Genomic DNA, 19444 nt, shown 5'->3' with positions numbered 1-19444 from the left:
AATTCAAGAGGAGGAATCCAAGAGATTCCTTCTCTTCTGTTCGCTTGGCAGATACCCAAAGTACTTTTTGAAAGCAACAGTAAAATGTTGGGGATTCTTATATCCCACATGATGCGATATCTCTGCAATTGAAGATTGATTTCTCTTTATCAACAACAATGCTATCTGCATCCTTGTCTCGGTAATAAAAGCATATATCGTTTTATTAAAATGGTATTTAAAATCTTTTTTCAACTTACTCTGATTGATCCCGATTCTTCGAGATAACAAAAGAATTGTTGGGGGATTATCATACTCTTTCTTCAATATCTCCTTTGCATTAATAATCTCATTTGGAACTTCTGATTCAACAGAATGAGCCGCCTCATACAAGAAATTAGATATTAGCTCATTAATCTTCGATATAAAATAGACCTCTTTTAGTTCATTTGGAAAATCGCAACGAATGATCTGCTCTATAATATCTTTCATATGATTGGGAATGATACGACTCTTCTCAAAGAGAAGCACCGGTTCCCTATCCTTCATCTTCCTTGCAAACTCTTTAAATTGTTTGTTTAGTATCGGTTGGAAATAGTTATTGATATAGTTCTCAGAGAATATAATTTCTAATGTTCTACGATACTTCGGTTTATAATGCAGCTCCCCTTTCACCTTTGGAAGAAAGAAGAAATTGTAGTGTCCCCCAGGAATATCCACCATGGTACTTCCACTATTCTTTGGAATATAGAGGCTTGAGCCCTCCATCTCAAAATGCAACTTTAGAAAATGGAAATCATGTTCCACCTCCATCTTGAGTGGAATCTCAAAAGAGTCTTCACGCATTGTCATCTTCAATCCATTAAAAGACACACCTCTTAACTTAGTATGGTAGTGGTCTTCTGAATAAACAATCTCTGTATCCTCAAAGGTTGGTTTATCAAATCCATCTTTATGATATTTCACCCGAACCTTCTCACGAAACTGATCACTTTTTAAAATAGATTTCATAATCAAGAAACATTATTAATTTAAGGAAACAAATGTATCTAGATTACAATTTCAACAGAATACCTATTTGTATGGATTTTCACCCCATTAACTCATCATAAAACGACAAAAATGGGGATAAACAATTACAATAATAGACCGATACCTCACTTCGAACAAGGCCAAGATATAAGAAAAATAGCCTTACATGGTAAATCAATGATGCATGTTCATTTAGGCATTAAATCAAAAACGTTAAAAGAGTTCATTACAAGAAGAAGAGATCTCACGGAAAGTTTATTCTTCATACGAATACTCTCTCTCCACAAGATAGTAAAATTGATCATCATTTGTAATGTATTGTTTAGTCCAGTTTCCATATGCATCATATTCATACGAATAACTATGATAGTTCATGATATCTCCATCATCCGTAAACCAGTAGGATTCCATAATATTACCATACGGATCATATTCAGATAGGTGTTGTTCCTGTGTTTGTTCATCATAGTCATAGGAAGAGTAATCCAATTCATGACCATGGTCGTCATAGGTACAGAAATTGCGTCCTATAATCTTTCCATTACCATTGTATCGTACTTCTATCGTAAGACTATCTTTTCTTTTATATTCAATTCGTTCATACAGCGTTGCCTTTTCATCGTAATAATAGAATGAAACAGAAGCTCCTTTATCACTCCATTCTGGCATTGTGTGATTCATCTTTTGGGAATAATAATACCGAACTTTCACCTCTTTCAATTGAAACTCCGTATTGTATCGATAATCGGATTTAGAAAACAGTGTATCTTCTCTCCAACAGGTTTTTGATACAAGACAATTTTGTTCGTTATAGTCGTAACATGTTTTATGACGAATAGTTCCTTGTCTATCGTAACACAAGTTTGTAGTAGGTAGATTATCTTTATTGAAAGAGTAGACACATCTCTTCTCCACACCTCCATCATAGCCAAAGAATAACTCCTCTACCTTATTTCCTTGAAAATCATAAATTGATTTCGTGTCATACTCCATATATTGCCACGCTTTAATCGATTTAATAAAGCGATTGTTTTGTTTTTCTAAACGATAAGCAACCTCAGTAAAGGATACTACCTTTCCTTTTAGATTGTCTCTATTCCAATCATTACGCTTAGCTACCCCAAAAAAAGGCACAAGGAGTAACAATATCGATATTTTATAAGTTAAAGCAGTTTCCATATACCCTCTTAGGCTAGGTTGTAATTCAAAAATAAAGATAATTCGTCAATAACACCTCTAACTAGGATCAACTTAATTGAACGATGCTTACTTTTTTGCTATGCTAGGATATTATTTATCGCAATATCATATGGAACCATAGCAATAAAAACAGATAAAACAATGACGAAAAAAGACCCATACCACACTAAACACAAACATATTACAACAAAAAAGATCAATCCCAACAAATATTATGATAATATTTATTAGTCACTGTAATTATTTGTCTCTTTTGAATACTTACAAGGTAAAGGAGTATTATAAAAAAGTCTAAGAATAATTATATGAAGAATATTTTAAACATTGCAATCTTACTGCTTCTTTGCATCACATTTTCATGTAGTAAAACCACCTATCAAGATAATCTTTCGAGCCTAAAGAGCCATAAGCAGAAAAATATAGAGATAAGATATAGTAACAGCTACACAGAATCTCAGATCCAAGAGGTAGCAACCAGAATGAAACAAGCCATCACCTTCTATGGAGAAAATATTCAGCCTGTGACTCAAAGTATCTCAGTATTGGTTCTAAACAAAGACGATTGGAAGAAAGAGACACAAACGCTCTATGGAATGCCATATGCTATCCCATCCAAAAACAAGGTGGTGATGACTCTTGACAATAATGACTTTTGGAAAAGTACCATCCCAAATCAATCGAAGTTGACTCCAGAACAGAACAATGAGTTACATCTCATCTACGACAATGCCAATAAAGAGGTAGATATGTCAAAATTCTTCTCTCTTTTGGTTGTACATGAGTTAGGACATGTTCTTTCTGCTGCAGACCATGTACAAATTACCCCTAATAGTTTTAATGAACTTTTCGCCAACCTATTCCTTCACTGTTATGTGGCAACAAAAGAGCCTAAACTATTAGAAACACTAGAGTATGCCCCTTCTCTGAATGAGACATTACTTTATGATGCAAATGCCTATACCACATTAAAAGAGCTAGATGCTAACTATTCAAGTATTGCAGGAGTCAACTATGCATGGTATCAAAATAAACTTCATGTCATTTCTAAGAAGTTCTATAACGACAAGAAAATCGACGGATTAAAGAAATTTGTTGCTGCCTTTAGAAACGCAAATAGTACGCTTAAAACTTCTGAAGCCATCGCGCTTACAGAAAAGAAGATCGATAGTAGCTTAGCAACACTACTAAAGAACTTCTAAATCTCAAAATTCATATATGTTGATATTTTTTGATTTTCAGCCACCTAATTTTTAGGTGGCTGTTTTTGTATCATATCCATTATAGACCTGTGTGCTCTGGTAGACGAAAGGAAAGCTACTGCTTCCGTTCGACATATCAATAACTTGAATACGACAAGTACTGCTCGAGGTATCGTGCAATCATGGAGCCCTTGTCAAAGCTCAGGGATCTAACTGAAACAAAGGTTCTCGGGGAGAGAGCAACAATGGGTTATGACAACAAAACGATGCGTCAACACTTGGGCTAAAAGAAACTCCTATTTTCCGTTTGATATCTCAATATATTGAATGTTGTTGAATGTTATTGAGATTAGTCCAATTAGCATTTGAATTGATTCCCCAAAATATTGGTTTACAGTATTCTTGCCATCAAAAGAGATCCATATCCTTCAACAGTCCCAACATCCTTTATATCAAAGAGGGACCCTGAGCTTCTCGAAGGGCTATTTGATTACTTATTCAAAAGAAAATCGTTTCGCTTTACTTGTCGTTCATGCAATACCTCTTTTAGATGTTCTATCACCTGCTGGAATTTTAAGATTCTATCTTTTCTATAAACAGTTGATCAATCAATTTGTAAAATCAATAAAACACGATATTCTCAAAAAAGAGACTCCCATACATATAGAATAAGATTACAGACCTTTAAACTCACACAAACCTCTTGTATAAAACAAGATATCAAATTCTCGACAACAAACCATATCGTAAGAGATCGTTATTATCTCCTATTATCTAGTACACAGACAGATCTATACAGAGGACCGACACAACTCATTTGCGATATTTTCGACAATCAAAACATCCAACTTATTTATAATTAAATCAATATAAAAATTGTATATATGGATATAAATCACGTTTTTTAAGGATCAAATTGAACAATAAACGATAAAACAAACTTATGAAACAAAGAATCCAGTCAATAATATTACCATTATTGATACTCTTTTTGGCTATGGGATGCACAAACGCAGACCAATCGAACCTCTCAAAAAAATGGAAAAAGGTCTATCCCGGAGTATGGAAAAACGATAGTCGAAAGAGTCCAACATACGATCTTCTATCTAGTTCCGGTTCTTCTCCAAAGACAGAGATACTAAAAACATTCAAAAACAGTGCTTTTCCTCTTTCAAAGAATGAGATTGAAATATCTCAAAAGAATGGAAAGACCTATCTAAGTTTTCCCTTAGAACGCAAAGAGCAAATTTATGGTTTAGGATTAAACTTCAAAACCGTAAAAAGAAGAGGGCAAATATTTCGTCTACATGTAGACCACTACAATGGGGTAGATAATGGGAGAAACCATGCACCTGTTCCATTTTTTGTATCCAGCAAAGGATACGGAGTATTAATTAATGCAGCACGATATATTGATGTTTATGTTGGTACAGGAGTACGCAAAAATGCAAAGAATCCTGCTGTAGTGAAAGATCGAAATATGGACCCAACATGGGAGCCTATGCCATATTCCGACAATATCGAGATTATTGTTCCAGAATCGGGAGTCGATGTAATCCTTTTTGCAGGTGACAACATGATGGAAGTAGTTCAAAAATTTAACCTCTATTGTGGTGGTGGATTCATACCTCCTAAATGGGGATTGGGATTTTGGCACCGAACTCCTACTATGTATAACCAGAAAAAGGTAACTGAGGAGATCAACAATTTCAAAAAGAAGAAATTTCCTCTTGACGTAATTGGTCTAGAGCCAGGCTGGCATAGCAAAGCCTATCCATGTACTTTTGAGTGGGATTCTACTCGTTTTCCTACACCAAAACAGTTTACCCAGAAATTATTAAAGAAGGATCACATACGACTCAACCTTTGGTGTAATCCATATCTATGGCCAGGATCGGATCTAGACAAAAAGATGGAGCCATATACCGGATCACACACAGTATGGAATGGGACCATTCCTGACTATACCATCCCTGAAGCACAAAAAGTATTTCAGAATCACATTAAGAAACACCAACTTGATTTAGGAATTAGTGGGTTTAAGATCGATGAAGTGGATGGTTTAGATCGTTGGTTATGGCCCGATTATGCTACTTTCCCTTCAGGGTTAGACGGAGAGCAGATGCGCCAAACGTATGGCACTCTCTTAATGAAAACAACGAATGATGCATACCGTTCAAAAAATGAACGTACTTACGGACTGATTCGTGCAGCCAACGCAGGCTCCGTATCTTATCCTTATGTAATCTACAATGACTACTACAATCATAAAGATTTTATCACTGCACTTATCAATTCTAGTTTTTCAGGGGTGCTATGGACACCCGAAGTTCGTGCGAGCAAAACATCTGAAGAGTGGGTTCGTAGAATGCAGTCTGTCTGTTTTGCTCCCATTGCGATGTTAAATGCATGGGCCAATGGAACCAAACCATGGAGCTATCCTGAAGTGTACGAGGCTTGTCAAGAGGTTGCATTTCTTCGCATGCAACTGCTACCATATATTTATTCCACTTTTGCGCAATACTATTTGAAAGGAACTCCTCCATTTAGAGCAATGGAACTAGTAGACCATCAGATAAAAGGGGGTATAAAGGTATCCAAGAAGTTAGACGATACGGAGAATCCATATGCAGAAACAGCGAGCAAAGATCTTAAAGATCAATATATGATGGGAGATTATATATTGGTAGCACCCATGTTTGAAGGACAAAAGAAGCGTGAAGTCCTTCTTCCTAAAGGGCGTTGGTTTGACTTTTACACAGGAAAGCTTGTTGGAGAAGGTGGAAAGATAACAGTGCAATGTGGATTAGATAAGATCCCTCTTTTCATAAAAGACGGGGCAATCATTCCGATGATCCCTAAAATTAGACAAACATCTGAATGGACATTAGAAACCCCTATCACAGTTCGTGTATATGGTAACAAATCAGGTTCTTTCGAACTATATAACGATGATGGCTCTTCTTTAAATTATGAAAAGGGAGACTATAGTTTAATCAAACTTAAGAGAGATGGAACTTCAACTAGTACTGAAATCATAAATAATGGCAAGTGGCAACCAAAACATATCTCTTGGGAATTTGTTACAAAGTAACTGATTGCTCATAATATCAATGATAACGATAGTTTGATTATTTTTATCACTCATCTGTCTCGTACCATTTCATTGATTATGAAACAGTTTTGATTGAATAAATATTAAATTTCAAAAGCCGTACTCCATTCACATAGAGTACGGCTTTTCTATTTTGGGTCAACAACCTCTCATTCACTTATTCGTTCAACAAACAACCACGATTATTCCCTTCACTGTATAAAAATCTTTACATGAAAGTGATAATATCCAGTCATAAACATCTCCCTAACAATAGAACGTAGATCAAACTATAATTTTTAATCCATGGTGGAAGTTCATAATCGGAGGAACAATTACTTCAATGTCAAATACTTTCTCATCGGATTCTTTTGTTTCTCGTCTCTTTCATAATCGCCTAACATTCGTTGTGCATCAGCATTCCCTCTTTCAGCAGTTAGTCGAAGTATCACAAAAACTTTATAATACTCTTTATTCTTATAACACGCTCTCCCTTTTTCAAAAAGGGTTTTTATTCCAGACATTCTTATAAGAAAAGATACTAGGACTAATAACAAATTTTCACTAAGTAATAGATTCAGAAGCTACACGAACTCGATACAGCTTATTATTAAACTTTACACACGATAGTCATGATATATTTATTCAACCCAAGGAATATTATTAGCAATTAGACACTTAATAAAAAGGTTGCAAGAATCAAATTAAAGGCTTTTCACTTAGAAAAAGGTTATCACACACTCCATTATGTCTTGGTGTGAAAACAGAACACTTCATCCGCTAACTCTAATTGACAAGATCTTTATGTTGATCAGTATAAAACTCAAACCTTTTATATACTTCATTTCAATATCATGACGATCTACGTACCCTTGTACATTATATTTAAATTTAGACTCTATAAAAAAAATCAATTGTAAATGATAACGCTAAAATTATTCCATTTTTAATTCATGATATATATTCACGTACACCAACTAAAATAGGAATAGCAACTTCATATCAAAAAAGAAACCATTGATAGAGTTATCGAATATAGAATTACAATAAATACAAAAGCAATTCATTAACCTCTAACTAAAACGTATTATAAAACAATCCCCTTCTCTTCTATAAAACAAAAAATAATCTGAATCCCCTCAAAACAAATAAGGATCAATACGAATATAGAATCATAATATGAACAAATATCACAATTAACATATATTTATTATTGATAACATTTGTTTATACCAAAATATAACATAATATTACACATTCAATTTAACATTTAATTTTTTTAAACACCATGAATAGACTAGTACTTATTTTACTTTCATGCATCTCTATCCAATCTATCGCACAAGAACAGCCAAAGGAGAAGGTTCATTTCTATACGAATAAGAAGGGAAAACTATACGTACCAAAGAAACTTCCGATGTTTCTATACTTAACATCCGACACGATCGAGAAGAAGGATATGCAGAGATTGAAGAGTGAAACTACAACGAAATATGCCAATCCATTCTATTTTGACTCAGAAGGAAGAAATACAGTTCACACCCCCTGGGCTGTAGACCCCAAAAATCATGTACGAGTAGAACCACGATTTGATGTAGTATTTGATGTATATGTAGATGGTTCCGCACCAATCTCCTATCAACATATCGATGCAGTCCATGCATATCGCACTTCAGGAGTTGACTACTATGGTCCCGAAACCAAAATGACCATTACAGCAAAGGATCGATTTTCAGGAGTTGAATCCACTCATTTCTCGGTAAATGGAGCACCATACGAAAAGAACAAGACCTCTCTTGACAAGTGGATAGAAGGAGAAAATACCATCAAATACTTTTCTATGGACCAAGTAGGTCATGTGGAGAAGGCAAAAGAGCGTCATTTTATTTATGACACTCAAGCACCTACCACAAAACACAAAATCAATGGACCCCAATTTAATGATATCATCTCTCCTAAATGTTGTTTCGAACTTACAAGCCACGACTCTCTTTCAGGAGTACGTAGAATATTTTATCGTTTAGATAACAGAAAAATGAAACAATATCTAACGTGTACACCACTAGGAGACCTAAAAGATGGAGTTCACAAAATCTATTGGCAAGCCAAAGACAATGTGGAGAACATGGAGAAAGAGAGCTCTATTGAGATATATCTAGACAAGGTCGCTCCTGTAACCACCTATAAGATGGATGGAGACTTCTTCAAGAGTGGTAAGATTCAATACATTTCGGAGCGTTCAAAATTTGTTCTTGAAGCGACGGATAACAAGGCTGGAGTAAAAGAGACCTATAAAAATCTAGACCATACCTCTCAGGATATCTATAAAGAACCTTTCACCATAGAGGGAAAGTTTGGTAAACATATTGTAGCATATTGGTCTAGAGATAAAGTAGAGAATGTGGAAAAAATACACTCTACCACACTATTTCTAGACAACAAAAGTCCCATCACCCAAATAAACTACAATCGACCACAGTTCTTCACTAGAGACACTCTTTTTATTGGTCTAGACACCAAATTCACGCTCTATCCTGGAGACAAAGGGTCCGGTGTAGCCAAAACATTTGTAACCATTAATGATGGAGAGGCAAAAGAGTATAAAAAGTCTCAAAAGCTAGATAAAGAAGGATTTTACAAAGTGACTTTCCACTCTATCGATAACGTAAATAACGAGGAGACAGCAAAAGTATCCGAAGTTTATGTAGATGGAACGGCACCAGAAATATATGTAAATTTCAGTATCAAACAGATTGGTACGGAGAAGAAAGATGGAAAGGATATTCCTGTGTATCCAAACTATACGAGGATGTATGTTGGTGCAACAGATAAATTGAGTGGTACAGATCAGATTCAATACTCCATCAATGGGGCACCATACAACGACTACTCAAGTCCTAAAACATTAGACCTTTCAGAACTTGATCTTTTCAAAGACAAAAAGCATTATGTCGTGAAGGTCCGAGCTACAGACAAACTTAAAAACAGCCGTGTAAAGGTATTTGAATTTGTCGTAAAGGATGAATAAAAGTTTATTAGTTCAATAAAAAAAAGAGCAGACACTCCATCTGCTCTTTTTTTTATGTTTCTATTTCTTGCTTAATAGCTTGACCAATTTAACAAATAAATTGAAATGTACTCCAAGCATAAAAACCATTGCAAGAACAACAGAACACTGAACGACAGTGAATAACATACCTTGAGCATGAGACAAAACCATCATAATATATGCTACACATAATATAGCACATAAAATGTATCCTATTAGAACACTCTTTTTCATAGATCGATAGATTAATATTTGTAAATGATGCTATAGAATTACATCTAAAGCAAGATATAAACATTTACATATAAAAATAATCCATAACACTTGTTTCATGAAAATCAAGTACTATTTACCAATATTTTTGCCGTGGTCATAACTACTTTCACCCTAGGTTCCCATACCCTTTGGTTACCCTTCAGTTACTCTAGGAGTAACCAAAGGGTAACTAAAGTCTAAGGAAAACGTATCTAAAGTCAGGATTGAATCCATATTTTACTCAAGCTTAGAGAGTATTAAAAGTAATTAAAAAGTAGGCTATAAGATTGCCATAAATACAGAAAAAGACGATTGTGGCACTCCTTTTATGAATATTACAACCGATTATTGTCGTATATAACGATGGTTTAGTCAATATCCACAATAGTCCAAATCCAATCAGAAAATCCCAAATATTGGATAGTATTTTTACACACATACATATCGTGTAGCTCTCTATTCACACCTCCAAAACCATTCATTGCAGTCGACTCAATTCGGAAAAAACATAGATCCTCTTCTTGGTAAGGACTATATGGTTCAATAATGATTGAATTTGGTTTTTCGCTCAACATTTTAGAAGAGATCACATAAAAGATTCGGAGTTTTCATTTCATTCTTTAATACAGTCTTGGCAACGTAAAGCATATTAAAGATAGAGTCTGGAACCATGACTGGATGGGATTTCAATATTTATTCTTTGCAATTTCAAATTTTATATCGCTACGATCATAGTTAAAAATAGCACTTCGAAAAACCCACATTGTTAAGACCAAACTTATAGGATATGACAGGGCTTGTTCATGAATTGCTGAAATGATAAAAGGTCGACTATTCATATTATATTTGGATTGCTAAAAACAGATATAAATTATGAATAACGACCTTTCAAGTGCCGAAATTAGAAGATTCTATGAGAAATTACAAGTTAAATTAGTCGATAATCGGAGTCATGTAGGACGAAAGCATGAATTGGCATTTGTGATTACGCTTTTTATTATCTCAATTCTAACAAGTTCCGATCATCTTAGCATAAATAAGATTCATCGTAATATGGTTCGTTATTATGAGAAGTTATGTATCTGTTTACATAAAGATGTTGATCATTGTATAAGTCGAGTTCAGTTGACAAGAATTCTGTCTGAGTTTGATTATGAGTCCTTTTTGACAATTTGTGATGAAGTATACTCTTCTACAGAATGGATATCTATTGATGGTAAAGAACTTCGAGGAAGTATCGATTCTAAAAGCAATAAAAAGAGAGGGTTAAGTATTGTTTACTCTATTGGTCATAACACAAATGTACAACAGTTATTAGGTTTTTATGATGGGACAAAAGAGAGTGAAAAGAGTATTGTTTATGATCATATTCTTGAGTTGCCAGAGCAGGCAAAGATAACACTCGACGCAATGCACAATTCAGAAAATCTGTTGTCTAATATTCACCAAAATAGTCGATTCTATTTGACTCAAATAAAGTCAAATCAGAAGAAATTAAAGGATGACTTAGTGCATACATCCAATCATATAAAAGTAGGTGATGTGATGACAGAAACAGACAAATCGCATGGAAGAATAGACATTAGAAGGTACGAAATATTCCCAATCAATACAGAGATGTTAGAGCCTAGATGGAGTAATAGTGGTATATGTAATATGATTAAAGTGACAAGAGAGAGTCACAATGTAAAGAGAGGTAGAAGGAGTACAGAAACACGATATTATATCACCAATTATAATGGGGAAATAGGTGAAATTGCTGGTGCTATTAGAGGTCATTGGAAAATAGAAATAATGAACCGTATTCGTGATGTTAATTTTGGAGAAGACAAATTAAAGTCATTAGATCATGGATTACAAAAATCAATATCCTCTGTTATGTTGTTTATTTGTAGTGGATTAATGAAAATAAATAGCTACAATAACTTGAATATTTTAAGAGAAGAGCTTGTGCGCAATACTGATAAAATACACGATTTCTTCGCCGCTTAAATTTCATGAACAAGCCCTGTAGGATATGACAAAAGACTAAATCAAAAGATACCATTGTACAAAACAATTGAATCTATCAAAACAATAAAAACCAGAACAACAACAAACAAGATGAGCTAGAACCTCGATAGACATATCCCCAATCGGCTCTCTAATAAAAGGCGAACAAATAGTAAATATAATAATATTTAAATTATACAATACCACACTATAGATCATAAATATAGATATTCAGCATATTTACTATATGACATCGTTAATCAGATTATCTAAACTTAAGGGAGATATTCATCGAAAAAGTAAAGCAAATGCACCAGTTGGCAAATTACATTTTGTTATAAAAAAGAAAGAAGGAGTCCTTTCCAGGGCTCCTTCTAAACTAAAGTAGTAATAAATAGAAATCAAATAGATTGAATTTTACAATCCAAAATATCTTAAGATTACTGAACAATAAATCGTTTCACTTGGTTTCGGTATTTCAAGATATATACGCCACGTGCAAAATTCGATACATCAATTCGGTTCTCTTGTTGTTCAAAATTAACTTTTGCACCCAATATTGAGAAGATAGAGATCTCATTCATTTGAGCTCCGTCTACCATGATAAACTCAGATGCAGGATTTGGATAAACCTTTATAGTCTCTACATAAACTGGGCTATCGTGTACCCCTGTTTTAGAGACTACCTTCACATGAACTGTCGATTCTACCTCCGTATAATTTCGGGCAGTTACGGTAGCCACAATATCTGCTTCTCCAAGCTTATGGAAGGTAACTAGATTATCCTCTACAGTCAACACTTCGTCATTCGAAGAGGTGTAAGTGATCGTTGCTCCCTCAACCGAAGAGGTTGCTTTCTCTAATTCAAAAGAGAGATCCTCTATTTTCATCTCCAACGACAGTCCCTCAAGCGTCCAAGTGATATTGCCATCGCCTTCCGCTATCTCCAACACTTGGATTGCAGAGATCGCCTTATAGTTTTCGGTCTCCTCACATGCAGCCGTAATCGTAGCAGAACCCACACCAACAATACTTACCAAGCCATGATCCAGAGTAGCTACATTCTGGTTGCTTGAAGTATATTGTAGTTCTGATGCATCAGATACCGTTGCTTGCAATGGGAAAGCTGCATCGCCAAACTGTTTGGATTCGATATTCTCAAAAGTGATGTTGCGTGTCGCTTTCTCCACGTTTAGTTCATGGCTTACAGGAGTTGCCGCTTCACAGTTTGCTGTGGCTACGCAAGAAGCAGTAATCGTGGTAGTACCCGCTTTTAGGATGGTAACCTCTCCATTCTCTATCGAAGCAACATCTGGATTGCTTGAACTATAAACAATTGCTCCATCTCCAGTAACTTTGGCATCTAAAGCAAAAGAACCATCACCATACACTTTGGCATCCAAAGAAGCAAAGATAATATCAGACTTCGCTTTGTTTACCACAAGCTCTTGATCCACAGAAACGGCTTTCGTATAGTTTGCTGTGGCTGCACATGAAGCAGTGATAGTCGTAGTACCCGCACCGTGAATGGTCACGACATTATCCACAACAGTTGCCACCGATGAATTACTAGAGATATAAGCAATTGCGCCATTCTCTGATGTAGAAGCTTGTAGATAGAACTGAGAATCGCCAAACTCTTTGGCCTCGAGTGCTTCAAAAGTAATCTCACGGGATGCTTTTGCTACTACCAAGTCACGACTTACAATAGTGGCCTCTAAGTAGTTTGCAGTGGCACCACAAGAAGCGGTAATGGTAGCAGTACCAGCACCTTGTATTGTAATAATACCATTGTGAATGGTTGCTACCGATGGGTCACTTGAAGCCATCAAGATCGTTCCATCGCCGTTGTTGTTTGCTACCACTGAAAAATCATCATCCCCATAAGTTTTGTTCGCGATCTCTTCGAAAGTGGTCGTGGCAAGGGCTTTACCAATGACCAACTCATGGCTCACAGCAGTTGCTGCAAGGTAGTTATTTGTCTCATCACAAGAAGCCGTAATCGTCACACTACCTGCACCATGAATGGTCACTTCGTTATGGTCGATAGAGGCAATGGCTGGGTTGCTTGAGGTATATAAAACTTCCCCATCTCCATTCACCGAACCATGTAATGCAAAGGAAGCATCACCAAATGTTTTATCGGCAAGGGCATCAAAAGTGATCACCGTATTGGCTTTCTTCACTTCCAACATACGAGTCACGGACGCACTAGAAGCATTTTGTGTCGCTTCGCACGAGGCAGTAATAAAGGTAGAACCAGCACCTATAATAGTCACTATATTGTTCTGAATGGTAGCCACATATGGATTATTGCTTACATAAGTAATCGCTCTACTATCATTAGACATAGCGGTCAATTCGAAAGCGTCATCTCCAAATGTTTTTGCATCTAGGGCATCAAATGAGATCTCTGAACTAAACTGCTCCACCTTTAACAGGTGTGATACTGCAACTTCTGCATAATTCTCGTTCTCTTGAGAAGTTGCAGTGATGGTGGTTTCTCCCACTTTGTGAATCGTAACCTCATTACCAGAGACTGTTGCGACATCTGGATTACTTGAAACAAACTGAACAACATCGGCAAGCGTAGAAGTCTGTAATTCGAAAGCTGCATCACCGAAAGTCTTCACAGGAATTGCTTCGAAAGAGAACTGAGGATCGGCTTTGCTCACCTCTAAAGTACGTTGTACCGAAGCAGTGTTATAATTGGCATTCTCAGCACTGGTTGCTGTGATCGTAGTAGATCCTGCTCCGACAAGAGTACATTGATCTTCGTTAACCGTGGCTACAGAATGGTCTAAAGAGCTATAAGATAAGGCGCCACCTGTAGATGTAGCACGAAGTGTGAAAGGAGCCTCTCCAAAATTCTTTCTAGAAAGAGGAGCGAATTGAATCACTGCATTCGCTTTGTTTACCACCAACTCTTGAGACACCGATGCAGCTGCAAGATAATTATCAGAGGACTCATTGGAAACCGTAATGGTGGTGGTTCCAGCCCCTACGATGTCTACCTCTCCATCGATTACCGTAGCAACAGAAGGATTACTTGAACTGTAGACCAATGCTCCTTGATTGTGACTCAACGTAGCACCTAGGCTGAAAGCAGGATCACCATAGGTAACCGCAGCAATTGCATCAAATGAGATCGATGCATTGGATTTCTCCACCGTAAGTGTTTTGGAAACCGATGAAGCAACGTAATTCGATGAAGCATCACAACGAGCGGTAATCACTGCGATTCCAGCTCCCTTAATAGTCACCACATCTCTAGTCACCGAAGCAACCGATTCGTTATTCGACTCAAAAGAGACTGCTGCGTTCTCTGATGCAGTGGCTTCCAAACGAAAGATTTTATCACCATAGGTTTTATTTGCAATCTCTTTAAATTGGATCACAGCTGCCGCTCTATTGACAACCAAGTTACATGTTGCCTCCACAGAGACAAAGTTTGGATTGTTCTCTGTACGAGCCACAACAGTTGTTGTTCCTGCATTCTTTATAGTCACAGTATTCCCTGCAACAGTAGCAATATTGGTATTCTGCACCTCATAAGAGACCTTCAATCCATTAGAAGCAGTAGCAGAGAGGTCAAAAGGTTTGTCGCCAAAAGTTTTTGCAGAGATCTCATCTAATGCAATGGTTGGGGTCGCTTTATTCACCACAAGCGTACGAACCACATCTGCCGCAGCCAAATAGTTTTCACTCTGTGGCAACGATGCAGTAATATTAGCACGACCAGCCCCTACGATGGTCACGGTATTGTTTTGCACTTGGGCAACATTTTCATTATCCGAAGCATATTGGATTGCAGCCCCTGCATACGAAGAAGCAGATAGATGGAAAGACGCATCTCCAAATGTTTTGGTAGGCAGTGCATTAAAAACGATGCTAGCATCTGCACGAGATACCGTCAGAACATGTGATACCGCATCTGCTGCCTCATATAGAGCAGTCGCTGCACACGATGCTGTGATGGTCGCATTCCCCACACCATGAATAGTAACCACATTATTCACTATCGTAGCGACATCTGTGTTGTCGGAAGTATAAGTAATCTCCCCATCCCCATGAACAGAGGCAGAAAGGTTGAAAGGATTGTCCCCATATTTTTTTGCTGGGATCGCATCGAAAACGATCTGTTCTGAAGCCTTATTTACCACCAATGTCTGTGGAACATCGGTTGCTGCATCATAGTTAGACGACGCAGCACAACTAGCGGTTATCACCGTCTCTCCTGGAGTGTGAATGGTAACCGTAGTTCCAGAAACAGATGCGACAGCAGGATTGCTTGAATGATAAACAATAGCACTCTCACCAACACGGGTTGCTTGAAGATCAAATACGGCATCTCCATATGATTTAGACGCCAATGGATCAAAATGAATCGATGCATCTGCTTTGTTTACAGTTAGAATCATCACTTGGTTGATTGCAGCCAAATAGTTATCTGTAGCTGCGCACGATGCAGTAATGGTGGTTTGTCCAGCATTTAAGAAAGAGACAAGGTTCTCTTCGATTCTAGCGATATTTTCTTCTCCTGATTGATATACAATCTCTCCATCTCCATCCACTGTGGCATGAAGCACAACATCCGCATCCCCATAAGTAGCTGTCATATCCGCATCAAAAGTGATGGTAGCAGGTGCTTTATTCACCACCAAAGGATTGACCACAGCCGTTGCAACTTTGTAGTTTTTGGTTTCAGCCAATGTGGCCGTGATATTGGTTGTTCCAGCCCCAACAATGGTCACCGTATTTTCGGAAATGGTAGCCACCTTCTCATTACTAGAAGCAAAAATAATTGTTCCTGTACCGTTGGTCGTAGCTTTCAAGTCAAAAGCAGCATCCTTATACCTTTTGGAAGGAAGTGCATCAAAAGTGATCAAAGCTTGTGCCTTCTCCACAGTCAAAACAGATGTTTTAGACACCGGTTTAAGGTAATTCGTAGAAGCGAAAGCAGAAGCTGTTATGGTTGCCTCTCCAGCAGATAGAATCGTCACCACCCCATCGACAATCGTAGCTACTGTTTCGTCGCTAGAGCTATAAGTAACCTCTGTGTCACCATCGGAAGTTGCATCAAGAGAGAAATCTCCGTCGCCATAAGTTTTGGTTGGCAATGCATCAAACGTAATGGTTGCGGTTGCAGGATCAACGGTAAACGATCTCACTACATTTGCAGGCGCGTTATAGTTCTCAGTGGCAGCACAAGAAGCAGTAATTTGTGTGGTTCCAGCACCAACAATGGTTACCGTATTTCCTAAAATGGTAGCCACATCTTCATTACTAGAGCTATAAACAATCGAACCGTTTCCTTCAACGGTTGCTTGTAGATCAAAGGCAGCATCTAAATAAGTTTTATTCGGAAGTGCATCCCATACGATAGCCACATCTTTCTTTTGGATGGTCCAACCATTGGTAATCTCTACTTGATCTGCAAGGGTTGTCTCGGAAGTCAAAACCCCCAATTGTACATCATATACTCCTGCCTTAGTTGGTTTATTCGTATTCCAAGCAGCCGAATTGTCGTCTGTGTGTGGACGGAAAGCAATTTGAATATCTTTCCCCGCAGGAGCTCCTGTAATGTTTGCAGGATTCAACTCATTCGATTCGCTATAGGTAGAAGTGTAGGCATTCAACCCCAAACGAACAACCGTACGTCCATGTGTTAGATATGGAAAGCCTCCATTTTCCAAAGGAGAGATAGCCCAATAGTTGTCGTCTCCATTGGTACTCTCCTCAACGAAGTCCCAAGAGGTAAAGTTGCTTTGGTCTTGCATCTGACTAGAACGCAATGGCAAACCGAAGTGGTTTTTGTTTGGATTAGCACTCCCATTTGTACTTAGATAGAAACAGTTGGTGTGGACAGATCCCGATTGGCTATAGAAACAGCCCAAAGAACCCCATGTATTGGTAGAAGAAACCACATTGGTTGTACTGTAAGTATGGATAATACGACCACAAAAGCCCGCTAATCCACCAACTTTATAACTTCCATGAACGGTACCTGTGGTATAAAGATTCTCAATATTGGTATTTTTTGCCGATCCTGCTACAATACCCACATAATCTTCCCCTGTGATATTGGCATTGGTAATCGCCAAGTTATAGATCTTTTGACCTAATTGGCTTGCATAACCAAAGAGTCCCACATTGTTTTCAGATGGGCGTTGGATATATAGTTGGTCGATCTTAAAACCACCTCCATTATAAGAGCCAGTAAATGCAACCTGCTGGCGTGTTCCGTTTGTAGGATCGTCACCAATAGGAGAAAAACCTTTCGCTACCCCATTGCTTTTGTTCAACTCAGATGAAGCGGATGCTTCGATATCAGCCGTTTGAATAAAGTGTTTGTCCCAGTCGATGGTATTTTGAGATAAGTTGCATAGCTGTTCAAAAGTGGCTACTTGATAAGGATCGGACTCAGTACCAGTTCCTGTAGTGTACGCGTTATCCAAACGAACCTCGGTAGAAACAGATGCTTCTAGTACCTCCACACTACCAGAGATGGTATTATAACCAGATGCCATGATCTGGTACTCAATGGTGGTATTGGTAGAGGCTTTTATCTTTACTTCTCCTTGTTTGTCTGTAAACTGCTCTCCATTACAAATCACTTTTGCAAGATCAATTGCGTTACCATTATTGGTCACCGTGATCGTAAGCTCTACTGCTTCAAGTGGATTCATCACCCATTGAGCAGAACCATGGATATTTTTCAATACGGGGGGAGCTCCTTTTACAAGATCAAAATCTTCAACAATATTCCATCCCTCATACTGCGACATCACTCCCAATGCTTTAGCAGTTCTTGGTGCCCCATAACTTCGACTATAAGGATCTTTGTCTCCAGATTCACTTAAATAGTAACAACTTGGATGGTTGGTTTCAGGGGCCCCTGAAATATCTATACCTAAACTTCCTTTTACACTATTAGTACAATCAATGACTGCAGTGCTATAACATTTCGTTGTAAATTCCGTATTTCCAGTTAGCCCACCAACGTTTAGAAGTCCTTTTACAGACCCCGATGAATAACAATTCTCAATGGTTATATTTTGAGCAACACCAACTAAAGTTCCTGTACAATTCGCACCTACAATTTGTGCATTCGTCACACCTAAGTTGCGGATCTTATTTTGAATACCAGATCCAGAAATTGAGCCAAAAAGACCTACGTAATCTTGTGAAGGACAATTGATGTAGAGATGATCAATAATATAACCAGCTCCATTATAACTTCCTCTAAAGGCAGGTTCTCCTCTTTGACTATAACGATCATCCCCTATAGGATGAAATCCCATTGGTACATCTGGAGTAGATGTGTCTCCATCGGCATCACCAGGATTCCAATCTTTTGTTTCGGTGGCATCAATATTCGCTGTTTGAATAAAGTGCTTACTCCAATCATCTGAAGTTTCTGAAAGAAGCCTAAGATCTGCTAAAGTCCCAATTTGATATGGGCTACCCTCAGTTCCATCCCCTCCGCTATACTTATGGCTTTGAGCCAACAAAGAGACTGGAGCCAATAGTAGAAATAAAACTAGGCTCTTGAATAAGTGTAAAGGTCGATTCATAATTGTTCTTTAATAATTATTATAATCTCATTTTACACAACACATACACTGTTGGGACATCTAATGG

The 19444-nt window shown here is 37.5% G+C and carries 9 protein-coding genes; 4 read left to right on the top strand and 5 right to left on the bottom strand.

All coding sequences use genetic code 11. The features are described 5' to 3' along the window. Positions 1 to 3 precede the first annotated feature (3 nt). On the bottom strand, positions 4 to 990 hold the full coding sequence (locus K4L44_04575) for an AraC family transcriptional regulator (protein QZE15109.1): 987 nt from the start codon (positions 988 to 990) through the stop codon (positions 4 to 6). 276 nt (positions 991 to 1266) lie between these two features. After that, the gene (locus K4L44_04570) at positions 1267 to 2190 is read right to left on the bottom strand and encodes a hypothetical protein (protein QZE15108.1); all 924 of its coding nucleotides are present in this window, start codon (positions 2188 to 2190) and stop codon (positions 1267 to 1269) included. A 326-nt stretch (positions 2191 to 2516) separates the two neighbouring features. Here K4L44_04570 and K4L44_04565 point away from each other — a divergent pair, with 326 nt between their 5' ends. Together K4L44_04565 and K4L44_04560 are read left to right on the top strand one after the other, a co-directional pair. Then, on the top strand, positions 2517 to 3410 hold the full coding sequence (locus K4L44_04565) for a hypothetical protein (protein QZE15107.1): 894 nt from the start codon (positions 2517 to 2519) through the stop codon (positions 3408 to 3410). Positions 3411 to 4353: 943 nt separating this feature from the next. Next, positions 4354 to 6504 (top strand): DUF5110 domain-containing protein, encoded by a 2151-nt coding sequence (locus K4L44_04560; GenBank protein QZE15106.1) that lies wholly within the window; start codon positions 4354 to 4356, stop codon positions 6502 to 6504. A gap of 335 nt (positions 6505 to 6839) precedes the next feature. Here the strand turns inward: K4L44_04560 and K4L44_04555 are convergent, their stop codons facing one another. Continuing rightward, positions 6840 to 7028: a hypothetical protein gene (locus tag K4L44_04555; protein ID QZE15105.1), complete on the bottom strand. Its 189-nt coding sequence runs from the start codon at positions 7026 to 7028 to the stop codon at positions 6840 to 6842. Positions 7029 to 7792: 764 nt separating this feature from the next. Between K4L44_04555 and K4L44_04550 the strand changes: the two genes are divergently transcribed. Then, positions 7793 to 9532: a hypothetical protein gene (locus tag K4L44_04550; GenBank protein QZE15104.1), complete on the top strand. Its 1740-nt coding sequence runs from the start codon at positions 7793 to 7795 to the stop codon at positions 9530 to 9532. A 644-nt stretch (positions 9533 to 10176) separates the two neighbouring features. On the opposite strand, the gene K4L44_04545 is transcribed toward K4L44_04550, so the two are convergent. Next, complete coding sequence (locus K4L44_04545) at positions 10177 to 10383, bottom strand: hypothetical protein (protein QZE15103.1); 207 nt, start codon at positions 10381 to 10383, stop codon at positions 10177 to 10179. 298 nt (positions 10384 to 10681) lie between these two features. Between K4L44_04545 and K4L44_04540 the strand changes: the two genes are divergently transcribed. Further along, the gene (locus K4L44_04540) at positions 10682 to 11800 is read left to right on the top strand and encodes an ISAs1 family transposase (GenBank protein QZE15102.1); all 1119 of its coding nucleotides are present in this window, start codon (positions 10682 to 10684) and stop codon (positions 11798 to 11800) included. 440 nt (positions 11801 to 12240) lie between these two features. On the opposite strand, the gene K4L44_04535 is transcribed toward K4L44_04540, so the two are convergent. Beyond that, complete coding sequence (locus K4L44_04535; GenBank protein QZE15101.1) at positions 12241 to 19377, bottom strand: T9SS type A sorting domain-containing protein; 7137 nt, start codon at positions 19375 to 19377, stop codon at positions 12241 to 12243. Positions 19378 to 19444: the final 67 nt, after the last annotated feature.

The organism is Prolixibacteraceae bacterium, assembly GCA_019720755.1.
Lineage (GTDB): Bacteria > Bacteroidota > Bacteroidia > Bacteroidales > Prolixibacteraceae > Halosquirtibacter > Halosquirtibacter laminarini.
The sequence above is the reverse complement of the archived record's forward strand: the minus strand, read 5'-3'. Positions and strand labels throughout refer to the sequence as shown.